This is a genomic window from Paenibacillus lignilyticus (assembly GCF_017942085.1).
Classification (GTDB): domain Bacteria; phylum Bacillota; class Bacilli; order Paenibacillales; family Paenibacillaceae; genus Paenibacillus_Z; species Paenibacillus_Z lignilyticus.
Window position 1 is genome coordinate 127773 of record NZ_JAGKSP010000001.1, and the last position, 24308, is coordinate 152080.

Annotated in this window: 21 protein-coding genes and 2 tRNA genes; 5 read left to right on the plus strand and 18 right to left on the minus strand. The window is 52.0% G+C overall.

The features are described from left to right. The first annotated feature begins 255 nt into the window (after positions 1 to 255). Positions 256 to 1422 (plus strand): iron-containing alcohol dehydrogenase, encoded by a 1167-nt coding sequence (locus tag I8J30_RS00595; protein ID WP_210654502.1) that lies wholly within the window; start codon positions 256 to 258, stop codon positions 1420 to 1422. 76 nt (positions 1423 to 1498) lie between these two features. On the opposite strand, the gene I8J30_RS00600 is transcribed toward I8J30_RS00595, so the two are convergent. From I8J30_RS00600 to I8J30_RS00680, 17 genes are all read right to left on the minus strand, one after another. Next, positions 1499 to 3289: an ABC transporter ATP-binding protein gene (locus tag I8J30_RS00600; RefSeq protein WP_240547721.1), complete on the minus strand. Its 1791-nt coding sequence runs from the start codon at positions 3287 to 3289 to the stop codon at positions 1499 to 1501. A gap of 175 nt (positions 3290 to 3464) precedes the next feature. Continuing rightward, positions 3465 to 4373: a helix-turn-helix domain-containing protein gene (locus tag I8J30_RS00605; protein ID WP_210654506.1), complete on the minus strand. Its 909-nt coding sequence runs from the start codon at positions 4371 to 4373 to the stop codon at positions 3465 to 3467. Between the two features lie 96 nt (positions 4374 to 4469). After that, positions 4470 to 5030, minus strand: coding sequence for a DUF4269 domain-containing protein (locus I8J30_RS00610; RefSeq protein WP_338044753.1), 561 nt, complete (start codon positions 5028 to 5030; stop codon positions 4470 to 4472). A 25-nt stretch (positions 5031 to 5055) separates the two neighbouring features. Next, positions 5056 to 6270 carry a lysophospholipid transporter LplT gene (lplT, locus tag I8J30_RS00615; protein ID WP_210654510.1) on the minus strand — a complete coding sequence of 405 codons (1215 nt, stop codon included), beginning with the start codon at positions 6268 to 6270 and terminating at the stop codon, positions 5056 to 5058. 142 nt (positions 6271 to 6412) lie between these two features. Next, a complete protein-coding gene (locus I8J30_RS00620; protein WP_210654512.1) occupies positions 6413 to 7150 on the minus strand; it encodes a DUF4247 domain-containing protein in 738 nt (245 codons plus the stop codon). A 15-nt stretch (positions 7151 to 7165) separates the two neighbouring features. Further along, on the minus strand, positions 7166 to 7672 hold the full coding sequence (locus I8J30_RS00625; protein WP_210654513.1) for a DUF4178 domain-containing protein: 507 nt from the start codon (positions 7670 to 7672) through the stop codon (positions 7166 to 7168). 25 nt (positions 7673 to 7697) lie between these two features. Beyond that, a complete protein-coding gene (locus I8J30_RS00630; protein WP_210654515.1) occupies positions 7698 to 8102 on the minus strand; it encodes a DUF350 domain-containing protein in 405 nt (134 codons plus the stop codon). A 141-nt stretch (positions 8103 to 8243) separates the two neighbouring features. Continuing rightward, positions 8244 to 8915: a PspA/IM30 family protein gene (locus tag I8J30_RS00635; protein WP_210654517.1), complete on the minus strand. Its 672-nt coding sequence runs from the start codon at positions 8913 to 8915 to the stop codon at positions 8244 to 8246. Positions 8916 to 9160: 245 nt separating this feature from the next. Then, positions 9161 to 10048 (minus strand): phytanoyl-CoA dioxygenase family protein, encoded by an 888-nt coding sequence (locus I8J30_RS00640; RefSeq protein ID WP_240547722.1) that lies wholly within the window; start codon positions 10046 to 10048, stop codon positions 9161 to 9163. A 349-nt stretch (positions 10049 to 10397) separates the two neighbouring features. Further along, entirely contained in the window at positions 10398 to 11516 is a 1119-nt protein-coding gene (locus I8J30_RS00645) for a slipin family protein (protein WP_210654521.1), read from the minus strand. Between the two features lie 588 nt (positions 11517 to 12104). After that, positions 12105 to 12344 (minus strand): hypothetical protein, encoded by a 240-nt coding sequence (locus I8J30_RS00650; protein ID WP_091215266.1) that lies wholly within the window; start codon positions 12342 to 12344, stop codon positions 12105 to 12107. A gap of 150 nt (positions 12345 to 12494) precedes the next feature. Then, positions 12495 to 12716: a hypothetical protein gene (locus I8J30_RS00655; RefSeq protein ID WP_210654523.1), complete on the minus strand. Its 222-nt coding sequence runs from the start codon at positions 12714 to 12716 to the stop codon at positions 12495 to 12497. A gap of 9 nt (positions 12717 to 12725) precedes the next feature. After that, positions 12726 to 14141 (minus strand): dihydropyrimidinase, encoded by a 1416-nt coding sequence (gene hydA / locus I8J30_RS00660; protein WP_210654525.1) that lies wholly within the window; start codon positions 14139 to 14141, stop codon positions 12726 to 12728. A gap of 5 nt (positions 14142 to 14146) precedes the next feature. After that, complete coding sequence (gene preA, locus I8J30_RS00665) at positions 14147 to 15424, minus strand: NAD-dependent dihydropyrimidine dehydrogenase subunit PreA (protein WP_210654527.1); 1278 nt, start codon at positions 15422 to 15424, stop codon at positions 14147 to 14149. 26 nt (positions 15425 to 15450) lie between these two features. Beyond that, positions 15451 to 16794 carry an NAD(P)-dependent oxidoreductase gene (locus I8J30_RS00670; protein ID WP_210654529.1) on the minus strand — a complete coding sequence of 448 codons (1344 nt, stop codon included), beginning with the start codon at positions 16792 to 16794 and terminating at the stop codon, positions 15451 to 15453. Positions 16795 to 16797: 3 nt separating this feature from the next. After that, positions 16798 to 18069, minus strand: coding sequence for a M20 family metallo-hydrolase (locus I8J30_RS00675; RefSeq protein WP_210654531.1), 1272 nt, complete (start codon positions 18067 to 18069; stop codon positions 16798 to 16800). A gap of 22 nt (positions 18070 to 18091) precedes the next feature. After that, the gene (locus I8J30_RS00680) at positions 18092 to 19468 is read right to left on the minus strand and encodes an aspartate aminotransferase family protein (RefSeq protein ID WP_210654533.1); all 1377 of its coding nucleotides are present in this window, start codon (positions 19466 to 19468) and stop codon (positions 18092 to 18094) included. 148 nt (positions 19469 to 19616) lie between these two features. Here I8J30_RS00680 and I8J30_RS00685 point away from each other — a divergent pair, with 148 nt between their 5' ends. From I8J30_RS00685 to rbsK, 4 genes are all read left to right on the plus strand, one after another. After that, positions 19617 to 20075 (plus strand): N-acetyltransferase, encoded by a 459-nt coding sequence (locus I8J30_RS00685; RefSeq protein ID WP_210654535.1) that lies wholly within the window; start codon positions 19617 to 19619, stop codon positions 20073 to 20075. Between the two features lie 65 nt (positions 20076 to 20140). Beyond that, a tRNA-Thr gene (locus I8J30_RS00690) sits at positions 20141 to 20216 on the plus strand. A gap of 7 nt (positions 20217 to 20223) precedes the next feature. Continuing rightward, positions 20224 to 20300 (plus strand) — tRNA-Pro (locus I8J30_RS00695). 753 nt (positions 20301 to 21053) lie between these two features. After that, positions 21054 to 21962 carry a ribokinase gene (gene rbsK / locus I8J30_RS00700; protein WP_338044754.1) on the plus strand — a complete coding sequence of 303 codons (909 nt, stop codon included), beginning with the start codon at positions 21054 to 21056 and terminating at the stop codon, positions 21960 to 21962. 690 nt (positions 21963 to 22652) lie between these two features. Here rbsK and I8J30_RS00705 read toward each other — a convergent pair. Further along, entirely contained in the window at positions 22653 to 24110 is a 1458-nt protein-coding gene (locus I8J30_RS00705; protein ID WP_210654540.1) for an amidase family protein, read from the minus strand. Positions 24111 to 24308: the final 198 nt, after the last annotated feature.

The window sequence follows — 24308 nt, forward strand, 5'->3', positions numbered from 1 at the left end:
CCTCCTCCGTTTCTTTTGTGAAGCGCTTTCATTTTGTCATACTTTTCATCGCAGCGGAAACAGTACAAAATGTACTTTGCTATATTTCGGGCTGTTAATCGCGCATTTAGCCATACCAAGCGGCCAGCTTGAGTATTGAATCATAGCCTGCGGCTGTAATTCATGCAGTACAACGCCCGGTTTTCCGTCTCCTTGACTTCACTCCTCCACTATCGATAAGATAAGCATGGTGTAACCAACTTATGGAGGTGCGACATGAATTCATTTACTTTTCAAAACCCAACGAAAATCGTCTTCGGCAGCGGTACGGTCAGTCAATTAGGCAAGCTGACGGAAGCTTACGGCAAGTCGATTCTTCTCGTTTACGGATCCGGCAGCATTAAGAAAACCGGCTTATATGATGAAGTCATGGCGCAATTGAAATCCATCGACGCGAAGGTCGTGGAACTGTCCGGTATCGAGCCGAACCCTCGCCTGACCTCCGTGAACCGCGGGATCGAGCTGTGCCGCAGCGAGAAGGTCGACCTCGTGCTTGCTGTCGGCGGCGGAAGCGTGCTCGATGCAGCCAAAGCGATTGCAGCCGGCGCGCTGTACGATGGTGATGTTTGGGATTTCATGATGCAAAAAGCCGTTATTCGCGACGCCCTCCCTATCGGCACGATCCTGACCTTATCGGCTACAGGCTCCGAGATGAACGGCAATGCCGTTATTTCGAACTGGGAAACAAAGCAGAAGCGTGCATTCGGCAGCATACATGCGTATCCGCGTTTCTCGATTTTGGATCCGACGCTTACGTTCTCGGTACCACGCGACCAAACGGTAAACGGCGTAGTGGACATCATGTCGCATGTATTTGAACAGTACTTTACGCTAACGCCGAATGCTCCGCTGCAAGAACGTCTCTGCGAATCGATCCTTCTGACGGTTATCGAGAATGCGGAGATTGCGATGGAGAACCCGCAGAACTACGAGGCGCGCGCGAACCTGATGCTTTGCGGTACACTGGCTCTAAACGGCGGTTTGATCAGTGTCGGCACGCAGAATGATTGGGCTTCTCACGGCATCGAGCATGAAATCAGCGCCATCTATGACATCCCGCACGGCGCCGGACTGTCCATTGTGTTCCCGAACTGGATGAAATATGTGTATCAGGAGCGGATTGACCGCTTCACGCAATATGCAGAACGCGTATGGGGCATTGAACGCGGAAACAAAACGGACGAGGAGCTGGCACTTGCCGGCATCGAAGCAACCCGTGCATTCTTCACGCGTATCGGCGCACCTGCAACGCTGGCTTACTACAACATCGGCCGCGATAACTTAGACACGATGGCCAAAGAAGCCGTTCTCTTCGGGCCGCTTGGCAACTTCAAGAAGCTAAACGAAGCAGATGTGCGTCAAATTCTGGAGCTGTCGCTGTAAAATCAAGACTGTAAACAATAAGGCTGTCCCGAACACTCCATCCTGATGGATACGGTTCGGGACAGCCTTTATTTGCTTAGATTTGAAGCTGCTTCAGGTGATAGAACTCCCCTTTGCTCGCGATCAGCTCATCGAATGTACCGATCTCGGCAATGCGGCCTTGCTTCATCACGACGATGCGATCGGCATCGCGAATCGTGGATAACCGATGGGCGACGATGAACGTCGTTCTGCCTTTGATCAGCTCCTGCATCGCTTTCTGCACATGGTACTCCGAGGCATTATCGAGCGCTGATGTTGCTTCATCCAGGATGATCACTTTCGGATTACGAATGAGTGCCCTTGCAATCGCAATCCGCTGGCGCTGTCCGCCGGACAGCTTGCCGCCATGCTCGCCAACCTTCGTATGGATGCCGGCCGGCAATCGCTTTACCATCTCAGACAAGTTCGCCATTTCAATCGCGGCATAGATTTGCTCATCTGTTATATCCGGCAAGCCGTACACGATATTGTCGCGGATCGTACCGGAGAACAAAATGTTCGTTTGCGGCACAACCGAAATGAATTTCCGGTATTCCCGAAGATCGATATCATCGATGTTCACGCCGTCGATCGTCAGCTTGCCGCCCGTAGGCCGGAGGAAGCCGGTGACCAGATTGAGAATGGTCGACTTCCCTGCCCCCGACTCCCCGACGAAAGCGATACATTCGCCGGCTCTTACCGTCAGCGTCACTTCCTCCAAGACATGATGCTCAGAGCCCGGATAAACAAGCTGAATATCCTCGAAAGCGATCTCTCCGCTTATCTCGCGAAGTTTTAGCTTGCCATCGTTACGTTCGATCTCCTGCGAGTTGAGAATTTCCGTGATGGAGTAAATCGACTCGAAACCTTTGGCCATATTCGGGTAGGTCGTAATCAATGCAGAGACCGAGCCAAGGATCATGCTGAAGAACCCTTGGTACATCACAATATTGCCAACCTCGATCTGCCCTTTGTAAGCCAGAAAGGCAGTGAACAGTAAGCAGAACACCTGGAACAGCTGGAACGTTACCCAGTTGGAAGCGCCAAAATACGCCTCGGCAATATCCAGCCTAAGCCCCTTACCTTGCAGCTTTCGCAGCGTCCCGTCAATGCGCTCGATCTCCACTTCTTCCAAACCATGTGCTCTCGTGACCGGAATCATCTCGACCATCTCTGACATTTTGGAGGACATCTTCTCGATTTCTTTACGGAATTCCTTATTGGTCGAACTGATTTTCTTGCGGAATATCCGAACCAGCAGAATGGCTGCCGGAATCGTCATCACGAAGAAGAGCGAGACCGACCAGCTGTTGCGCACGGTAATCACGATCGAAACGATAATATTGATGAGTGCAGGCATTAGCGTCAGCATCACTTGCTTGGATAGCTGCTCCACTGCCTCAACGTCCCGAAGCACCTTCGACTGCAGCCTCCCCGCTTGAAGGTCGCGGTGATATGTAATCGACAGCTGCTGCAGCTTGCGGACTAGCGCGCTGCGAATTCCGGCTTCGACATGTCGGATCGCACGGCTCATGTACGAGACATACCAAGTATGGGTCGGGATATTTTGCAGGATGACAACTACGATGACGGCGAAGTTTATCCATAATTCCCGTTCCGAATGCGAGCTAGGCTGGCTGACAATGTTGATGATGTTGGCTGTAACAATCGGCAACACGAAAATCGGCGCGCTCTTCACGATGTAAAATAACAACGAAAGCAGCAGGTTCGTGAAATTGCCGCGATATAGGGCAATCAGAAATTTCACGGGGCTTTTCTCTTCCAGCGTAGCAGCCTGCTGAAAGGTATGTTCATAATTCAGTCGGGCTTTCTCTATTTTCTCCAATGTACTCCCATCCCTCATCCCTCATCCGGCAACAAATACGAAAACGTCTTTGGTTATCTTAAATGAAAACGCCAGCTTCGTAAACAGGCAAAACACAAGGGAAGCCGCTCGATCAATGTAAAACAAAAAACCTGCCAGCCCTCATAAGCGAGGACCCGCAGGCCGCGTGTTTCTATTACTCTCGATCAAGCGCGTGATTTCGCATATCCAGCATCGTTTGCTTATCCCTGCTGCTTCCTGTAAATCGCTTTCGATAGGAAAGCGGCGTAATCCCGACATGCTCGGCGAAAGAGCGCGAGAAATGCGGGGTTTGCTTAAATCCGGTTTCATCGGCGATTTTGGAAATCGGCCAATTGGTTTTCATGAGCATCAGCTTCGCTTGATCCATCCGATAAGAAAGCAAGTACTGCTGAGGCGTGCAATCAAACACTTCGCCCATGCAGCGCGCAATATAGTTCGGATGCAATCCCATCACTTCGCCGAGCTTCGAATTCGTTACGGTTGTTCGGAAATGCATCTTCAAGTAGGCGGCTGCCTCTTCAGCTACGGCAATCGGAGCTTTGGCCGCATCGCTGCGCCAGCCCTCATCGAACAGCTGCAGCAGATGGAGGAACCACTGCTGTCTCTGCCAGAACGCTGCATGCGAAGTTCCCATAGCCGCATCATGCAGCTTGCTGAAGAGCGAGATGGCTTCATCCGGATACGAGAACGTCATCGTCTTCGGCAGCCGGATGGCGTACGAATAATAATCGCCGCGAAGCGTACCGCAGTTCGTTTCGTTTAACTCTTCCCAAGGTCCCGCGGTTTGAAAATGAACCCAATCAAACACGGTTTCCTCTGTACATGGTTTCGTTGGATAATGCCATAAGTCCGGTCTTAATATAAGCATCTGTCCCGGACCGATTGCCCAGGAATTCGATTCCTCGCCAATGTATAACGTTCCGCTATGCACAAACAGCAAGTCGAACACGCCGATATTCCGACGGTTTGGATGTTCGCCGCCCGGCCCATAAGAGCCGCGGTTGGATTCGATGAAGTAAGGCAGCGGCGGTGATAGAAAGGTGAGCAGCGGTTCGGACGACAAGGTAAGGCCTCCTAGCAAAAGAGTTGAGTCCGTATATTTTAACAGACATTCGCTAATGGAGATACATCTTTTCTACGATTCTTGATAATTGTTTATCTAGTCAGCCACATTCAACGCAAGCAGCTGCTCATTCGTCCAATCTGCCAGCTCCAGCAGCTTCAAATAGGGATCTCCTTCCAGCTTGAGCGCCTTCGCGAAAGCCGGTTCCGTTTTGAAGCCATTCTCTTTCAGTTGTATGATCTCCGCTCGAAAAGCATGACCGAACAACGCCAACAGCCGTGCTTCGACAACCATGTGACGGTAACCGTTCTGCTCAGTAGTCCGTATGGATTGCGCGAATATCTCGATCGGCCAACGCTCGAGCGTGAAATTCACCTTGATGCGTTCCAGGCCTGCCACAACTCTTCGAACGATTGTAAAGTGCTGCTCCTGCTTGAACGCCGCAAACATCTCGGCTTCGAAGGCATTGAAGTCCGTCACTTCGCAGATCAGGTCCAGATCGCTGCCTGCTACGTTAATCCCGATCGGTACAGTTCCCACTAGTATGGGCGAATATGGACGAAGCTTCTCGAAGAGAAAGTAATTCCTCAGCAGGTTATGCACTTCGATTTGGACAGGACTTCCGTCCAGCAAATAAGAAAGGTCCTTCCAATTCACGAAATGGAATGACTCTTCAGCATATCTAGTGCTCATGTCTTTGCTTTAACGGAGCGGTCTCTCCGCCTTCCTTAATGCCGCCCAGCTGCGTTGCCAGGAACAGGATGAAGAGGAGCAGGACGAGTCCAATCCCGATGACAGAGCCGTTAACGGACACATTCATCTGGCTGAGCGTCAAATAAATCACAAGTCCGCTGACCGTAAGAATGTTCTCCACGAAGTTCTGCACCGCAATTGTCTTTCCGGATCCGATCAGCGCTTTGCCCTCCTCCTGCAGCATCGTATTCAGCGGAATAACGAAGATGCCGCCGAAGACGCCAATTAAGAAGAGCAAGAGAATCGTCATCCACAGTACATAAGTTAACGACGCGACCATAACGGACGCGACCATAAAGAGACCATAATAGAATGCGCGATGCAGCCTGCCTGCCGGAACGAGCCTCGGCGTTAGGAACGCACTGCATACGACGCCGATTGCCGTTACGCCAATCATCATCGACTGCTGATCGGTATCTTCGATCCCAAGATTGAGCGGCAGCCAAGCAATAAGCGCAATGCGCAGCACTGCAGCGGTGAGCCAGAATGATCCGGTGCCGATTAAGGAGAAACGAGCACGGGCATTGCGAAACAGCAAGGCGAAATCACGCAGAAATTGTACCGCTTCTTTGCCGTAACGCAAAGAGTTGTTTCCTGCTTTGGCCGGAATCATCAGCGTCATGAACAACGACGACAGATAGACGGCCAAACATGTCAGTACGGCCGGCAGATCCGAGTTCTGCGCGAGGAAACCGCCAGCCACTGTGCCAAGCAGAATCGCCAGTATGGTCGAACCCTCGACTTTGGCATTCGCTCGCAGCAGTTCGCTTTCATTCGAGGTAAGCTCGGTGAGGATGCCATATTTACCGGGTGAATAGACAACAGCCCCTATACCGACAAACACATAACAAAGTGCGGGCGGTAACCCGAAGAGCAGCAGCCCAATCCCGATCGCTTTCAGAATATTGCCTAGCAGCAGCACATTCGATTTCGCCTTCTTATCCGCAAATGCGCCAACGACCGGAGCAAGGAATACGTAGGCGCAGAGGAATGCGATCTGTATGTAATTGACGGCGATATCCGGATTGTCGACCCCTTGCCGCTTAACCATGCCTACAATAAGAAAAAAGTTCAAATTATCCGCGAATGCGCTCAGAAATTGCGTGAGAACGACCGTATTCAGCGGTGTCAGCAAACGTTTCATTTCAGTTCCCCTTCCTATTACAAGCAGCCATAATGATCTCTCCATCATACCTAATGCCGCATTCGAATTAAAGTAAGAACATGCAAAACCAGCAAAAAAAGACCGGTATAAGCAGCACTAAGTCTGCAGTACCGGTCTTCGTTTATCGTCGCCTTGTGACTCTGCCGAATCCGACTCTGGTCTTCGGTTTCGAGGATTTGCGCGGCGTAAGCCAGCTGCCTGACTTCTTGCCGTCGCCCGAATCACGCGTAATTTTACCGGTTTTGGGGGGAGCTTTGTTGAAGAGCCCGCCTTCGCCCACCTTGCTGGTATCCGCATTCTTCGAACGTTTGAAGATTGATCCGGTCCGACTAACCGTCATCGGTGGAACGGCTTTCTTCTCCTGAACCGACGGCGCATGATACGTGCCGCCTTTCGGCTTGTACTTATCCCGATCCGTATAACCGCGATAAGTGCCATGGCCATAACGGCCGTTATCGAACAAATCGCCTAAAATGCTGGCGATCAAATAACCTTGTAAGAAGCTGGAGCTGTAATTGTTGCGGACGTACTCTTTGGAATCCACTTCAATCAGCGTATCTTCCGGCTTAGCTGCATCCTGCTGCAGATGGACTACGCGATCCGAATAGACCAGAAACATATGGTCCGTTTTCTCGGGCGATTGCTGCTGCGGCTTGGACTCATCGATGAGCGCCTTCGCCACCTCTGGTACGCTCACGCCCGCTGCGCGATACACATAGGAAGTTTCATTCCCGCTGCCGTTGACGGACTCAAGGGGATAGTTCTCTTCTATGGTCTTATTCATGCCGCAAGCGGCAAGAAGCGGAACAATGAGCGTTACAACAAGCAATAATTTGATTAAATAACTGGCTTTGCGCATCCCACTCATCATCTCCTAACTGCCGCGGAGAACGCGAACATCGGCCGGAAGCACATCTTCACCTTCATAAAGCATGAATCGGCCATCCTGCCATTCAATACGCAGCAGCTTCATATCATCAGATTGATACTGCCAGACGTATTGCTCTCCGCCTTGTACAAACGGCGTCTTGCCTGTTGCCGTAACGAGGCCTGAATACTGCTCCTCCAAATGGAACACACGGTCATCCAATTCTAATTCTGTCGGTACTTCCTCGACCGAATCAAGCCGCCCATCGATGGAATTGTACATAGCATACTCGGTACGCTCCCGCTCTTCAATGGTTAAGTATTGGATAGCGGAACCGTCTTGAAGCGTTAATACGATAAGATTCCGCTGACGGTTATGCAGCCTGCCGACAACCTGATACGTAACGAGCGACACTTCGACTACGTCGCCGGGGCCGATGGTCAGGACGCTTTTCTCCACCTTTGCCGGCTCCGGCTTGGCCATTATATTCTTAATTCGTTTGAATAAGCTCATGACGATAACTCCCTATTGTTCAAGTTTACAGACACGAACCGATGATCAGTGCGCCTGCAACGTGAAGCGATCCCGCCAGCAGCGCATGCGACAGCTTGTTGTCCTTCGTGCCTTCGCTCAGATCAAGTCCTGCCGTAGAACGCAATACGAATTCCACCAAACTCTCCACAAGCAATAAGATGACGAACGAAATGACGGATACGAGCAGCGCTTCACCGAGATGATTCGAAGTCGAGATCGACTGCGACAGGATATAAGCCTGCGCGAGCAGTTTCATGACAAAACGACTCGTCACCGCGACGTTACCCTTCTTGATTTCTTCCAGATCCTTATACCGGGTAAACAAGGAATCCACTGCCATCAGTACAACTAACAGCACCGCTCCGGCCCCGGTCCATACGAATATTGCTACCATCTCATTCAATGTCATTCGATTATTCCTCCGCATCCATTGTGCCGCAGCCTATCTGCAAAGAAAAAACGCCGCAGGGCGTGGAATCAAGCAATGTGCATGATTCCGGCCGGCAGACGTTCTTCCCTAAGCAGCCACTTGCGGATAAAGCTCCACCCGTTACTCTTTGTTCTCGTATTTCTTCATCAGCGCCGCAAGCTCATCGTCAACGGCTTTATTCTTGCCGAGCGCTTCGAACTCATCGTCCAGCGACTTGGCTTTGCTGTTCATCTCATTGCTTGCTTCCGCTTGTGCTTCAGCCTGCAGCATTTTCTCTTCCATGCGCTTCAATCCGGACATCGCCGTATCGGAGCTGAAGCCCGCCATCGATTTGTTAATTTCAGCTTGTGCTTTCGCTGCTTTGTAACGAGCAACGAGCGTTTCACGCTTGTTCTTCATTTCAGTCAGCTGCTCGCGCATTTCACCCAGCTTGGAGCGAAGATTGTCTGCGGATGCTTTGTTCTGATCGTAGCTGATTTTGTATTCATCACGTTTCTGTTCAGCTGCTTTCTTCTCTTCCAGTGCACGTCTTGCCAGCTCGATATTTTGCATGGAAGCGGCTGTGTGCGCTTGTTCTTCACGTTTCTTAACAAGTGCATCCTGCTCTTCGTACAGCTGCTTGAACCGTTTCTCGATCGCGATTTGGGATGCAACGGCTTTCTCCGCATCCTCCAGATCCGCTTGCATATCGCGGATATATTGATCAGTCAGTTTAATCGGATCTTCGGCTTTCTCAATAAGAGAATATACGTTCGACAAGGTAAGGTCCCGCAATCGTTTAAATACAGACATGTTTCGTTTCCTCCTCAAAATGGTGTTCGCATGCGTTCATGTTCTCTAATACGACAAGTGAATCCATTCGTTTCAATATTCTGTCTTGTTTATTTTACCTATTGGATGACATTGCCGGCTTCGAGCAAATAGTCTTGCCCATCTGCACTCTTCTCCTCATTGCAGCCTTCCCCTAATTTACCATAGTAGCGTCAGACAAGAAAGAGCCTTTCGCAGTTACAACCGCGAAAGACTCCTGATCATTCTTATACGCCCCACTTCGCTCTTGCATCCTCCATGCTGACCGTCGGGCCCGCATGCCAGCCATAATGGCCTTTCGGCTTCACGCCGATCCAGCGCTCATCGACCGGCTCCGACTTGAGCTGGTATCTCGTATCCGCGCTGAACCGGTAACGGTTCGTTTGATTCGTAAGGGAGCCGTGCATCGTATACATGCCGAACAGAATCGCATCCCCGGCTCTAAACTCCGCTGTCGCCCAGCGGCCGCCATATCGGTTGATCAACTCCAACGGATCCGACGAGAACCAGCCATCCACGCGATCGCGATCCACATCCATCTGGCCATACGTTTCACGAATGCGATCGAAATGCTGGGAGCCTAGCAATATCGCAAGTCCGCCTAATTCATACGGAATATCGTCAAGAGGTGTCCATAGCGTATATAAATTTTTCGTGCCGCGCCCCATGTAGACGATATCGTAATGGGCACCGGTGAATCCGCCCGTCTCAACAGCACGCACCCATTTGTAATCGTAGGTGATGCATTCGCCGCCGAGGAATCGTTCGAAGAACTGCATCGTCGACTCACTGTTCACAACATCAAGCAGCTCCTGCGGTTGATTCTCGCTCCCTTGGAAACCTGCAGCCTTATTGCTTGCATTAATGACGCCTTCTTCCAGCGCCGTGCCAGGCATCAGCTTGCCTTGCTCATTGATGCGCTGCAGGAAAGCCAGCCTTGCCTGCTGGACTATCGAGCGATTATGAAAATCTCTGATGAACAGATAGCCGTCTTCTTTCAGCCTTTCGCGCAGCTTCGCTTCGTCGTCAAGGATATCATTGGAGTCTCTCAGTTCCGTCAAATACGGACCGTTCATTTCCAACTCGCATTCGCCGATTTTCACCTTTACTGTCAAAGCAATTACCTCCCAAATCATTGTCGTTGATCCTTCTAATTGTAAGTATAGAAAATCGGCAGATAATAACCGTACATCACTTCATCTTTATTGTAGATAAATTCACGGTCATGCAGAAGTAAGAATGTTGCTATTAACTCCTATTATCCTGCTATATGAGTGTCAGATGATTGAGCCTGACGTGAACACTAAGGGACCCGCATCACCCTCCTATATCAAGGAACAAGGTGGAAATTGGGTCATCGCCAACCAGCTCCAACAGACTGACGACTACTCCGTTAAACCGCTGGAAGGTATGGGGGATTTGCTCATTGAAGCAAGGCGTGGCCAGTCTTATCGATGGGCGCGGCTATGCGCCGGGATTATTCGGTTTCAGCAGCATATTTAGCTGTTCCAACAGACCGCCGCCGCTGCTTCCCATGAGCGAGATCGTACCGATCTTCTCGCAGATCTTCTCGAGATATTCCAGCTCTTTCAGGCGAAGCAGCGTCTGATTCTCATCCATAAGCTTCGCCGTGTTCAGCAAGCTCCGGGTTGCCGCCGTTTCCTCTCTTCTCGTGATGAAGTTAGCCTGTGCCCGTTTCTCAGCCAGAATAACCGTGTTTAGAATCTCCTTCACGTCTCCGGGGAGAATGATATCCTTCACTCCGGCAGATAGAAACTCTACCCCGTAATCCCCTTGCTTCTCGCGAAGCCGTTGAAGCACGAAATCGCTTACCTCCCGCTTCATCTGCAGCAATTCATCGAGCTTCAATGTACCCACATACTCTCGCAATACGAGCTGTAAGGTTATGTAAAGCTGCTCTTCGACAGTACGGATTCGAATGGTTTGAAGCGGGTCTGTTACTTGATACTGGCAAACAAAGTTAAGCCGGAGCGGCACTTTGTCCTGCGTCAGCATCTCTTGACCTGTCAAATCAAGCTGAAGCCTCCGCAGATCGATCGTTTTCACGATAACCTGAACATTGCTTCTCCAGAAATGATATTTCCCCGGTCCGAGCTGCCGCTCTAATAAGTTGTTGTAATAGAGCAGACCTGTTTCCTGCGCGCCAACATCAAATGTCTGTACCGAGTTGCCTAGATGAGGCAATATTGCTAAGTCAATTTGGGGTGTCAGCTCCGGTTTGGTCAAGTCAACACGCACAAACGTGTGTTGCTTGAGTACATTCCAAAAGGCATACTTCCCCGTGCGATATAAGCCAGCGAACTTACCGTCCTCGTACCTTAGCGCCAACTGTGCGTCCGACACATCCAGAACGATGAGGTCCGCACGCAGCCGCTCGTCATGCAGGAAGAGTTCCAGATCTTTACCGGGAACATGAAAAGGCTTCGTAATGTCAAGTACCTCTACCTTTACATCACTGAAAGGGGAGAAACGGTAAACTCCCGGCTCCAAGTACCGTACGTAGCTACCTTTTTGGAATAGTATTCCGCGTTGGTCGCTTTGAATGTTGATTTTCGTGAACATGTATATCAGACCTCCTAGGGGTTGTTGAAGAACGAGAAGTTGAATCTGATCGAGAGCTCTCCCGCTATCAGGCAGCGGAGTTGCGCTTAAGCATGAAAGGCTGTGCACCGTCTCTGAGGTTTTCCGGTGGCAGGGGCTGCCTCATCAAGCATCAGGGCTGCTCTGCCATCCCTATTCATCTCCAGGACAACGTGCAAGGCGAGTTCATGCGGTATCCGCGAACTGCAAGCTCCTGCTTCGGTGTCCATTTCGGACTGAGAGCTCCGTCATCAGAATCGTGTAGGTTCGACTTGACGTCGAATTCAGCTAAACCATAGTCGCTTTACAGGCGATCGGGGAATCGAACCCCTTTTCAGTGCTTGAAGTCATTCCCGGCCTACAGCACACTTCAGCACATCGTGCCAAGTACTGCGGGATGAACAGACATCCTCGCCCGGTTAAGCCGGTTGAGCAGCAAGCTCCTTTATTATCATGCACGCGCCGCTTCGCGAACATGGCACAAGTATTACGACGACTTCGAAAACAAAAAAAAAACCGACTGTTTCTTCAGTCGGTTTCATGCCTGATATGGCTGCTTCCATCACTGAACTACTCTCGTTTGCTGTCTTTCTCATTGCCACGTTTGAAATTTCCAGTCACCTTTGCCATGACGAGCTGAACGGCTTTGAAATCCTGTCCGCTGATTCGGGTCAAAAACTTGTCCGCTTCTTTACCAACTAACGACGTAACCTGCCTTCCCATATACGAAATAAACACCTTATTGTCCTTCGTCACCCGATAAGTGAAAACTTCCTCATCCAGACGATTCCGTTTGTCGATGTTACTCATTGCAATCCCCTTCTCCGGTTATACATCATTGCGCAATCCTTATGTTTAACGAATTCGATCCTATGTAGTCGAATTCCTTGAACGATCTGTAATGGCTTGGAAAATAAAGACACTAAAAACGTCTCGGAATCATCCGAGACGCTGCGCAAGCTATCCTTGTCCTTGAGTCAATAAGAGAGTGGACCAATACTTCCGTGCATTGGCATTCCGCAGATGGAGCGTCGTCAGTTTGGCGTTCCCTGCCTCACCGGGAGGCGCGAGAAGCAGTTTGTCGCCGCTTAAATCCTCGATGACGCTGACGATGCGGTATCCCTGCTCCAAATACCCGTCGATGGCCGCTTTCTCCGCCAGAAACTCGCTGTGCTCCGACATAGCGCCGATTCACCCTTTCTCGCTCAAGCTGTCGCTAGTGTTACCGAACTTATTGCGTCGCAGATAGTTGCCTCTTCCCGGCGTGCCGACAAACTGCTGATCTCGGATAATAAACTCCCCGCGGCTAAGAACGGATACCGGAACACCCGTTACGGCAATCCCTTCAAACGGATTGTAATCGACATTCATATGATGCGTTTCGGAAGAAATAACCCGCTTGACAGTCGGATCGAAAATGACGATGTCCGCATCGCTGCCGACGGCAATCGTCCCTTTCTGAGGGAAAATGCCGAATAGCTTCGCAGCTCGGGTAGCGATAATATCAACAAACTGGCTGAGACCAAGCCTGCCTTTCTCGACTCCCTCGGAATAGAGCAAGCTGAATCTGTCTTCGATGATCGGGCCGCCGTTTGGTATTTTGCTGAAGTCGCCTAAGCCAAGCTCTTTCTGTCCGCTGAAATTAAAAGAACATTGATCCGAGCCGACCGTCTGCAGCTGCCCGTTCTTCAGCGCATTCCATAACGCCTCTTGATGCTCCTTCGCGCGCAGCGGAGGCGACCACACATACTTGGCTCCCTCGAAATCCGGCTTCTCTAAGTACGAGATATCGAGGAGCAAATACTGCGGGCAGGTTTCTCCCCATACGCGCAGTCCTTCCAACCGTCCGTCCGCAATTTGCCGCACCGCTTCCTCGCAAGTCACATGTACGACATACAGCTGCGAATCCGCTAATCCGGTCAACCGGACAGCTCGCCCGGTCGCCTCGCCTTCCAATACGGAAGGACGCGTCAAAGCATGATAGATCGGCTCCGTATGCCCTGCCGCCAATGCTTGGCGGATCAAATAATCGATGACGTCACCATTCTCCGCATGCACCATAACCAAAGCGCCGTGCTCCTTAGCACTAAGCAAGGTACGATAAAGTATGCCGTCATCGGCTTGAAGGACGTTTTTGTAAGCCATGAACACTTTGAACGATGTAATCCCTTCGTCGTTGATGATGGCCGGCAGTTCCTCCAGCACCTCATCCGTAATCTCACTGATCATGAGATGAAAGCCGTAATCGATGACGGCTTTCGCCCGCGCCTTCTCATGCCATGTCCGAATCGCGCTGCTGAGCGGCTTCCCCTTGACTGTCAGGCAGAAGTCGATGATCGTCGTCGTACCGCCGTAAGCGGCAGCGATGGTGCCGGTCTCGAAATCATCAGCGGTAATCGTACCGCCAAATGGCATATCCAGATGCGTATGGGGATCGACGCCTCCGGGGAACAGATAACAGCCCGCAGCATCGATAACTTCCGCTTGAGGCGCTAACCGAAGCAAATCGCTGCCGATTGCGGTTACAATCCCGTTCTCGATAAGCAGATCCGCGCGGCTAACGTCCGCTGCGGTTACGATTGTACCGTTTTGAATGATTTTGGCCATCCTGCTCATGCCTCCTTCCGCTGCTTAAGCGTCGCAATCGCCGCTTGACGTTCATTCCATGTCATGGAGATGCCTGACGCAGGCTGCTCGATCATTTCGATTGCGCCTTCGACCGGACAGACGATCGCGCATAAATTGCAGCCGACGCAATCCTCTTCCCGCACCTTCAAATAACTCCGACCCGTATCATCCGTCAATCGGTCAATACATTGATGAGACGTATCCTCGCAAGCGATATAACATTTGTTGCAGGAGATGCAGACTTCGGTATCGATCTGCGCCGTTACGGCATAGTTCAAATCCAGGTTCCCCCACTCGGTGTAACGCTCCACCGAGCGCCCGGTGAGCTCGCTGACGCTAGCAATCCCTTTGCTGTCGAGGTAATTGTTCAAGCCGTCAATCATATCCTCGACGATTCGAAAACCGTGGTGCATCGCAGCCGTGCAGATCTGCACGCCGGTTGCGCCCATCAGCATGAATTCGACGGCATCCCGCCAATCCGAAATGCCGCCGATGCCGGAGATCGGCACATCGATACGCGGATGCCTTGCACATTCCGCAACCATGTTCAGCGCGATCGGCTTCACGGCAGGACCGCAGTATCCGCCATGCGAGCCCTTGCCGCCAACATGCGGTATCGTATTCCAGGTGTCGAGATCGACGCCTGCGAGCGAATTTATCGTGTTAATAAGCGATATCGCATCGGCACAGCCTCTGACGGCTGCCAGCGCCGTCGCCGTAATATCGGTAATATTCGGCGTCAGCTTCACGATTACCGGCGTGCGTGCCGCTTCCTTCGCCCAGTAGGTTTGCTTCTCAACCAAGTCGGGCTGCTGACCTGACGCAGAGCCCATCCCGCGTTCAGCCATGCCATGCGGACAGCCGAAATTCAGCTCAAGCCCGTCGACGCCGACGGCCTCCACCTTCTTGACGATTTCATGCCACTTATCCCGCTTCGGCTCCACCATCAGAGACACGACAAGCGCGCGATCGGGGAACAGCTTCTTCGTCTCCGCGATTTCCTTCAAATTCACTTCAAGCGGCCGATCCGTAATCAGCTCGATATTGTTGAAGCCCGCGACCCGTTGTCCGTTAAAATGAACGGCGGCGAATCGAGAGGATGTATTGATTATGGGATCGCCGAGCGTCTTCCACACCGCGCCGCCCCAGCCTGCTTCAAACGCGCGCTGCACCTGATATCCGGTATTCGTAGGCGGAGCAGATGCAAGCCAGAACGGGTTCGGTGATTCGATGCCAGCCAAATTAATCCGCAAGTCAGCCATCGGAACGCCCTGCCTCTCCTTAAAATTTAGACGCTGTCCGCCGCAAGCTGACGATAGATTGCATAAGCAGCAAGTTTTCCTTGCTGAGCAGCCGAGACGACCATCGCTTCCCCTTGCCCATCGCCGAAAATAATATCGCCTGCCGCGTAGATGCGAGGGTTCGAGGTTAAATAAGTCGTTGAATCAACCGTTACAATGCCACGTTTATGCGCCAATCCAAACTGATCGATCAACGACACGTGCCTGGACTGTCCGATCGCTTTCACGACCGCATCTGCCTCAATGATGAACTCACTGCCCGGTATTTCAACCGGCCGCGCTCTGCCGCCTTCTTCAGAGGCTTCGAGCCTCATGCGAATACACTCGATTCCTTTCACACGGCCCTGCTCGTCTCCAATAATGCGAAGCGGCGCGGTCAGCCAACGAAAAGCAACGCCGTCGCTCTTCGCAAACTCATACTCAAACTCATAGGCCGTCATCTCCTGCTGCGAGCGGCGATAGCAAATCTCTACGCGAGATGCGCCCATTCGTACGGAGCAGGTTGCCGCATCAATTGCGGTGTTGCCCGCGCCGATGACGACGACATTGCGGCCGCCAAGCTCCGCGGTGAGCGATATTTTCGTTAACTCCACAAGCTCGATTGCATCGTATACACCTGCCAGCTCTTCGCCGGGTATGCCCAGCATTGGCACCTTCGACATGCCCGCCGACAGCAGAATCGCGTCAAATCCGTCGAGGAGCTCCTCAGCGGAGATGTCGCGGCCGACTGCCGTGTTCGTGCGGATCTCCACGCCTAACCGGCGCACCTGCTCGACCTCCCACAACGCGATCGGCTGCGGAAGCCGGAACGACACGATGCCATACGTGTTCAGCCCGCCTGCTTGCTCCTTCGCTTCAAACACGGTCACGGCAAACCCGAACCGGGCCAGCTCCCGCGCAGCCGACAATCCTGCCGGCCCGCCTCCGACGACAGCTACAGACCGCCCGTTTCGCTTGCCGGCAGTGAACAGCTGCTGTTCATTCTTGATCGCCCAGTCGGTTGCGTAACGCTGTAAATCGCCAATCCTTATCGGCTTGGAGGAATGATTAAGCACGCATGCGCCTTCGCAGAGTTCCTCTGTCGGGCAAACACGCGAGCAGCTGGCCCCAACGGGATTCGCATCCATGATGGTACGGGCCGAACCGGTCAGGTTGCCCGTTGCGATTTTTTTGATGAAGGAGGGGATGTTAATGCCTGTCGGGCAAGCTTGTATGCAAGGCGCGTCGTAGCAGTACAGACAGCGGTTGGACTCTTCGACGGCTTCCTTCGGCCGCATCCCCGCCTTAACTTCGGCAAAATTTCGCTTTAACGCTTCAACCGAAATAAACAAGGCTTATCCCCCTTCCCTTTCAACCTTAGACATTCGTACCATTGTGCGATACAGCAGCTCTACTCCCAGCTCAATATCCTCCGGCGTGGAATACTCCAGCGGATTATGGCTGATTCCATCCTTGCACCTGACGAAAATCATCCCATACTCGCATACATTAGACATCGCCAGCGAATCATGAAACGGACCGCTCATCAGCTCAGGCGGCGTGTGCTCAAGCAGCTGGGCCGCTTCTTCATGCATCACTTGCTTGATTCGCTCCGCACAATATCTCGCCTCGCTGTTCGTATCCTCGCGCACCGTGTAGGTTAAACCGTGCTCCTGTGCCACCTCTTCAAGAATCCGCCAAAGCTGCGTCTCCCGTTCTCTTCTGCGCTCCATATCGATATCCCGGAGATCGATTGTGAATGTCACTTTCTCCGGAATGATGTTGCGTGAATTCGGGAATACGGTCAATGCGCCTACAGTTCCAACAGTTGACGCTCCGGGCTCTGAGCGAGCCAGTGCATTCAGCGCCGTAATGACGCTGGCTGCCCCAACCAGAGCGTCTCTTCGCATCGGCATCGGCACGGAACCGGCATGGCCTGCGAAACCCGTCATCTCGACCGTCAGCCAGAGCGGACCGGATATCCCGCTTACAATGCCGATCGGGCGGCCCAGCGCTTCCAGTACCGGTCCCTGCTCAATATGCAGCTCCAGAAAGGCACCAACAGCTCCTTCTTGATAACGGGCCGCCTCGAAACCTTCCGGGTCACCGCCAAAAGCAAGCAGCGCCTCGCGTCTGGTCACACCTGCGGCGTCTATCCGCTCAAGCTCCCCTTCTTCCAACTTTCCGGTGATGCCCCGGACTCCGAACAATCCTTTGTTGAATCGGCAGCCTTCTTCATCGCAGAAAGCAGCAATCTCGATTGGCATCTCTGGTACAAAGCCTTGCTCTGCCATGGATTGTACCGCCTCCAGCGCGCCGAGCACGCCGATGACGCCGTCGAATCTTCCGCCGTAAGGCTGCGAATCGATGTGCGAGCCGGCCATCAGCAGCGGCTTTCCGGCATCCTTGCCCGGAAGACGTCCGAATAAATTGCCGAACGCATCGATTCGAGTCTGCAATCCGGCCTCTTCCATCCATCGTTTGACAAGCAGCACACCTTGCAAATCCTCCTGCGACAGCGCGAGGCGGCAAACACCGGTATCGCCAAGCTTGCCGATCTGTGCCAATTCATCGATTCTGCGATGCAGTCGCTCTCTGTTGATCGCCGGGCTCCCGGATGCTGTCATACGCCTTCGACCCCTTTCTTGTTCAGCTGACAGGCTGGGAAGCGGTTAAAGCCTCGATTGCCGCAATGACGGTTCCCGCTATAAATTCAAGCTCGTCATCCGATGTAATCAGCGGCGGACATAGCGTGATAATGTTGTTGAAGCCCGGAACGGTATCGCCGTTCTTGCCAACAAGCAGACCCCGGCGCCTGCATTCCCCGATGACGCTGAGCATCTTATCTGCCGCCGCCGGGACCTTCGAAGCATGATCCTCCACAAGCTCAATGCCGCATGCCGAACCGAACAATCGAATGTCGCCGACATGCGGATGCGTTCGCAGCACTTGAAGCCGCTGACCCAGCTCTTGACCCAAATAGGCTGACCGCTCCACCAACCGTTCCTCTTCCAAAATCGCCAAGTTCGCCAGCGCAACCGCACACGATACTTGATTCCCTCCGAATGTGTTCACATGCCGGAAGTGACTGTTCGCCTCCTTCGCTTTGAAGCTGTCGTACAAACCCGCACGGACAGCCGTTGCGGAGAGCGGCGAGTACCCGCTGGTCAGTCCTTTCGCCATCGTGACGATGTCCGGCACGACACCGTAGTTGTGATGTCCGAACCGCTCTCCCGATCGGCCAAACCCGCAAATGACCTCGTCAATAATGAGCAGTACGCCATATTTATCACAAATTTCGCGTACCTTCGGCAAATATTCAGGCGGCGGGACGATCATTCCCCCACCGGTTATGACCGGCTCCATGATGACGCCTGCGACGGAATCCGCACCTTCCCAATTAATCGCATCCTCGATGGCTTCGGCGCATTCCAGCTTGCAATTGCCATAGGTTTGTCCAAAAGGGCAGCGATAGCAATACGGCGGCGGTACATGCTCGAAGCCTGCGCCTAGCGGCTCGTATTTCAGCTTGCGCTGTGCTTGACCGGTTGCGCTGAGTGCGCCGAAGGAGCTGCCATGATAGGCCCGATGCCTCGCAATAAATTTGTGGCGGGACGGCTCCCCATTTTGATGAAAATGCTGCCTAGCAATCTTGAAAGCTACTTCGTTCGCGTCCGAGCCGGAATTGGAATAGAAAATACGATAATCGCTGCCCAGCCATTCGTTGATCTTCTCCGCCAGCTCAATGGCCGGAACATGGGACTGCATCATTGGCGAATATGCGATGGTCTTCATCTGCTCATAGGCAGCCCGCGCAATCGTCTCTCTGCCATGGCCGACGTTTACGCACCAGAGTCCCGACATGCCGTCGAAATACCTTTTGCCCTCCGCATCCGTTATCCAGCAGCCATCCCCGGAAACAAAAATCAGCGGGTTATCATTATGAGGCGAGATATGATGCCAAACATACTTCCGATCCTTCGAAAGCCATTCCTCCGCGCCGGATACCGGTTGTTCGCCGCTCATCTTTTTCCACCCTTTCGCCCAGTTCACTCTACTTCTTAGTTCAGTTTATTCGGCCACTTTCGTCGATATGGCAATAGGTTGTCATTTCTTATTCCGCCCTACATAATATGTACATACAAGAATGCTCATCCAAACCGGGAGGTCACTGATGATGATCGAAGACTGCATCCATACGCAGATTGAGCTCATTTCAACCGACAATTGTTACGTACACCGGATTGTGCAAACGAGGCAGGGCGATACCGTCATTCTGTACTCCCCGACCGGAGGTTTTGATATCCATGCGAGAATTGTGTTCGCAACGGGGATTGCAACCAAACGTCATCTTAATGACCTCAATATGTACATCACACCTGTTGATGGTCGGCGTGCTTGGAATCTACAGTACATTCGCATTTTGGGAGAGAAAATCAATCAAGGCTACGGTTCATTAATGATGGAACAGTTATTAACGCGGGCTGTGGAGGAGAATATTCGTTCTATCGTGGGACGTATGCAGGCCGCCGAACATAAGGAGCATCTGGAGAGACTCCGTCATTTCTACACCAAGTTCGGCTTCACAATCGATGAGCAAAATCAAATTCATTGGGCCAATAAAAATTTTTAAAAAGGGACTTGCATAAATTATTTTTTCTGTGGTAAGATACGTCTTGTGTTTCGGTAATAACGCGCGCCGGTGTAGCTCAGTTGGTAGAGCAACTGACTTGTAATCAGTAGGTCGGGGGTTCGAATCCTCTCGCCGGCACCACTTACCGCGGGACGTAGCTCAGCTTGGTAGAGCACCTGGTTTGGGACCAGGGGGTCGCATGTTCAAATCGTGTCGTCCCGACCATATATACATAATGTATCATAGAATAGAGTTATAGAAGAGAACCTTGAGCCCTAAGCTCAAGTTTTTTTTTATTTCGCCTTGGTTATTTAGCATGTATGATTCGTGGAGGCGAGAACCCTCGGGGTTCGCCCGCGCGGGCGGAGCTTAGCGAATGAGCTCGGCGTCTGAATCTATCGCTATAGGTCCTCTTCGAGTAAGCATCGTCATTTAGTAATTCGGGCTTCGGACATCCCTTTCGGAGGTGGCCATGCATGTGTCATCCCCAGACTTCAAGGAGGCATGTGGAGAGAACCCCTCAAGGCTTCTATTTCGGACATTAATGTCCGTTAACATCGAATAATTGAAATGTTAGCATTCTTGCGGTCATTAGTGTCCACAAGCGAGGGAAATGTCATAGAAAACCGTGAAGTATTCTTTCTAATGGTCATTGGTGTCCATAAATACAGAGAATGTACTTTATTTTTATTCTAATGGTCAAAATTGACCGCTTGCGCTTGCTAGGTCCGATAACGCTGTTGTCCATTCTGAACAAGGAATAGATTCATTGCTACAAACTTGTCTTGTATACCTTTCGTCTGTTTAGTGGTTATATTCAGGTACAAGGAAGGTTCATCTGAGCGAAAAGGTCGAATGACTCCGCGCGCAAAGCGCAATAAATGTCAATATGGCGCATTGACGCTTCAATTTAGCACATGCTATATTCAGGAAATGATAGAAACGCTTACATCAGCTTCGCATGAAAGGATGACCATTGTGGCAAAGCAGCCCAAGATATCGGTAGCAGGAAGCTTGAATATGGACCTTGTTCTGAAAATGCAGCGGATGCCGAAGGTTGGCGAAACCGTGCAAGGCGATGAGATTCACTACATTTCCGGCGGCAAAGGCGCGAATCAGGCCGTCGGCTGTGCACGGCTCGGAGCTGAAGTTAAGATGATCGGTGCCGTTGGCGGGGATGCCTTCGGATCGGAAATCATGGAACGGATGCGGAATTTCGGTGTCCACACGGAAGCAATCTCCAAGCTGGAAGGTGCATCGACAGGCACGGCGACCATCATGCACACGTCAGAGGATAATTGCATCGTAATCGTACCTGGCGCAAACGGGCACAACACCGCGGAAAGCATCGCGGCGCATGCTGAGTTGATCCGCCGATCGGATGTGCTCATCGTTCAGCTGGAAATCCCGATGCCTGCTGTCGAGACAGCGCTTCGGATCGCGCGTGAAGCCGGCGTTCGCACGATTCTGAACCCGGCCCCTGCCCTTCCGCTTACGGAAGAGCAAATCGCGATGGCGGACTATTTTACGCCGAACGAGACTGAATTCGAGCTCTATTGCGGCACTTCGATTACATCGGAGGAGCAGCTGTTCGAGCGCATGACCGCGTGGCAGAAGCAATACCCCGAGCAAACCTTGATTGTGACGCGCGGTAAACATGGCATTTCATGCGCAACCGCGGATGGCATCGTCACGGTGCCTGCACCGATCGTGAAGGTCGTAGACACGACCGGCGCAGGAGACTCGTTTAATGCCGCGCTGTGCTTCGGCATCGCAAGCGGCTGGTCGCTGGACCAAACGCTGCCACTGGCCGTAAAAGCAGCCTCCTACTCCGTCACCGTATTCGGCGCTCAGGACGGCATGCCGACGCTGCAGAACTTGAATTAGATTGTTTGATGAGAAGGAGCTAAGCGACTTAGATCGCTTAGCTCCTTTTTGGCATGTCTCAGATTTCCATGTATCCCTCACATGTCCGCCGATGTAGATCCCTAGACGAGCTACTTTCTCGCATCCCCCCGACTTCCCACTAATGTAGACTCCCAGGTGTGCTACTTAACCCCATTTCCTCACAATTCCGCTAATGTAGATCCCTAGACGAGCTACTTTCTCGCATCCCCCCGACTTCCCACTAAAGTAGACTTCCAGGTGTGCTACTTTAGCCCTTTTCCCCACACATCCACCGATGTAGATCCCTAGACGAGCTACTTTCTCGCATCCCCCCGACTTCCCACTAATGTAGACTCCCAGGTGTGCTACTTAACCCCATTTCCTCACAATTCCGCTAATGTAGATCCCTAGACGAGCTACTTTCTCGCATCCCCCCGACTTCCCACTAAAGTAGACTTCCAGGTGTGCTACTTTAGCCCTTTTCCCCACACATCCACCAATGTAGATCCCTAGACGAGCTACTTTCTCGCTCATTAGCGGTACCCAGTACCTCTCTTCGACCACATACCATCATTCCACGTTCATGTACGGTATTCAGTACCTCTCATTAGCCCCAATCCAACTCACAACACAAAAAAAGACCCTCTCAAAAGCCGCCAAACCGCTTTTGAGAGGGTCCCTACCCAAAACCTATATAAAGCTCTTCAATGAAGGCGCCCTGCGTACCTTGCTGCGCTGCTCGTAGGCATAGGCCAGTTGAATGAGCCGCGGTTCGCTATATGCCTTGCCTGAGAAGGTAACGCCGAATGGGACACCGGCGGAGGTGTAGCCAGCCGGAACAATAATGGATGGATATCCGGCCCGGGCGGTTATGCGTGAGCCAAAGTCAGCCGGGAACAGCAGTGCATCCAGCCGATGCTCGCTCATTACGGCATCGATCCCTTCAACTTGGCAAAGCCGCAAATCCGTTAGTCGATCCCTTAAATATTGCGTCTCCGTTAATGTGCCGGAAGTGTTATTTTCAGCGAGCAGCAGCAAGGTTTGCCCGTATTTCAACGTTTGCTCCGGATGCGCTTCATTGAACGCGATGATTTCCGCCAAGGAGCGTGCCGGTGCGTTCGATGGCAGCGCGGACAGATACGCATGAAGTGAAGCTTTGAACTCATTCAGGATAACTGAGGAATAAACAATTTGCCTAGCTGTTGGAATGTTGGCAGGGTCAATGATTTCGGCACCAAGCTCACACATCGTTCTAAGCGCTTGGTCGAAGATGTCGAGCTGCTCAGGCGTCAATTCTTCAAAATAATAATCGCGCGGGACGCCGATTCGAGCCCCTCCCAAACCGCCTAATTGAAGAAACTGTGCATAGTTCGCCTGACGTTTCCCTAAGCTGCTGCCCATTGCCGAATCAGCGTCGTCCACCTGCACAAGCGCATCTAACAGCAAAACAGAATCCGTTACGGTTCGTGCCATCGGGCCTGCCGTGTCCTGACTATTGGAGAGCGGAAGAATGCCTGAGCGGCTAACGAGTCCAACTGTCGGCTTAATACCGACGGTAGAGCTCAAATTAGCGGGATTGATGATGGAGCCGGATGTTTCCGTGCCGATTGCCGCCATGCAGAAATTGCAAGAGACCGCTACGCCTGAGCCAGAACTCGACCCACCGGTTGGCTCCGAAATATTATACGCATTTAATACTTGTCCACCTCGCGAGCTGTACCCGGAGGGCATGCCTTCAGTCATAAAATTCGCAAACTCGGTCATGTTCGCTTTACCCAGTATTACTGCACCTGCTTTACGAAGCTGCTTCACAATGAAGGCATCTTCTCCGGCGTACAGGTCAGCGAGCGCGAGCGAGCCTGCGCTTGTGTGCATTTTGTCGCCGGTATTAATATTGTCCTTCAACAGGATGGGGATACCGTGCAGCGGTCCTCTTGACCCGCGCGAGGCCCGTTCGGCGTCCAAGGCATCCGCGATAAACAACGCATCGGGATTCAGCTCGAGCACGGAATTGATGGTGAGGCCATTCTTATCGTGATCAGCAATGCGCTCCATGTAGAGCAGAACTAATTCTCTGGAGGTAATGTCACCTTGTTCCATCGCAGCCTGGATATCGGCTATGGTTGCTTCTACGATTTCTATGCTCATCTTCTTCCCTCCGGATTAGCTATGGGTAAACGCCATTCATTCGCAATCTAGTTCTATTGTACATGATCGCTATGAAACTTGTGGAAAGAAAAAGAGCCTGGATTCGATTGTTTACCGCATCCGGTCTGAATGGTCTTGCTTCTCTCTCTCTCGTATCACTGGTTCAAGTTCATTTTTAATGTTTTCTTTCAGAAACAG

What these genes read in the sequence shown, in the direction of transcription:
- I8J30_RS00595 (WP_210654502.1), top strand. Translation starts at nt 256, where the DNA reads ATGAATTCATTTACTTTTCAAAACCCAACGAAAATCGTCTTCGGCAGC.
- lplT (WP_210654510.1), bottom strand. Translation starts at nt 6,270, where the DNA reads ATGAAACGTTTGCTGACACCGCTGAATACGGTCGTTCTCACGCAATTT.
- I8J30_RS00620 (WP_210654512.1), bottom strand. Translation starts at nt 7,150, where the DNA reads ATGCGCAAAGCCAGTTATTTAATCAAATTATTGCTTGTTGTAACGCTC.
- I8J30_RS00625 (WP_210654513.1), bottom strand. Translation starts at nt 7,672, where the DNA reads ATGAGCTTATTCAAACGAATTAAGAATATAATGGCCAAGCCGGAGCCG.
- I8J30_RS00630 (WP_210654515.1), bottom strand. Translation starts at nt 8,102, where the DNA reads ATGACATTGAATGAGATGGTAGCAATATTCGTATGGACCGGGGCCGGA.
- I8J30_RS00635 (WP_210654517.1), bottom strand. Translation starts at nt 8,915, where the DNA reads ATGTCTGTATTTAAACGATTGCGGGACCTTACCTTGTCGAACGTATAT.
- I8J30_RS00645 (WP_210654521.1), bottom strand. Translation starts at nt 11,516, where the DNA reads ATGTTCACGAAAATCAACATTCAAAGCGACCAACGCGGAATACTATTC.
- I8J30_RS00650 (WP_091215266.1), bottom strand. Translation starts at nt 12,344, where the DNA reads ATGAGTAACATCGACAAACGGAATCGTCTGGATGAGGAAGTTTTCACT.
- I8J30_RS00655 (WP_210654523.1), bottom strand. Translation starts at nt 12,716, where the DNA reads ATGTCGGAGCACAGCGAGTTTCTGGCGGAGAAAGCGGCCATCGACGGG.
- hydA (WP_210654525.1), bottom strand. Translation starts at nt 14,141, where the DNA reads ATGGCCAAAATCATTCAAAACGGTACAATCGTAACCGCAGCGGACGTT.
- preA (WP_210654527.1), bottom strand. Translation starts at nt 15,424, where the DNA reads ATGGCTGACTTGCGGATTAATTTGGCTGGCATCGAATCACCGAACCCG.
- I8J30_RS00675 (WP_210654531.1), bottom strand. Translation starts at nt 18,069, where the DNA reads ATGACAGCATCCGGGAGCCCGGCGATCAACAGAGAGCGACTGCATCGC.
- I8J30_RS00680 (WP_210654533.1), bottom strand. Translation starts at nt 19,468, where the DNA reads ATGAGCGGCGAACAACCGGTATCCGGCGCGGAGGAATGGCTTTCGAAG.
- I8J30_RS00685 (WP_210654535.1), top strand. Translation starts at nt 19,617, where the DNA reads ATGATGATCGAAGACTGCATCCATACGCAGATTGAGCTCATTTCAACC.
- I8J30_RS00705 (WP_210654540.1), bottom strand. Translation starts at nt 24,110, where the DNA reads ATGAGCATAGAAATCGTAGAAGCAACCATAGCCGATATCCAGGCTGCG.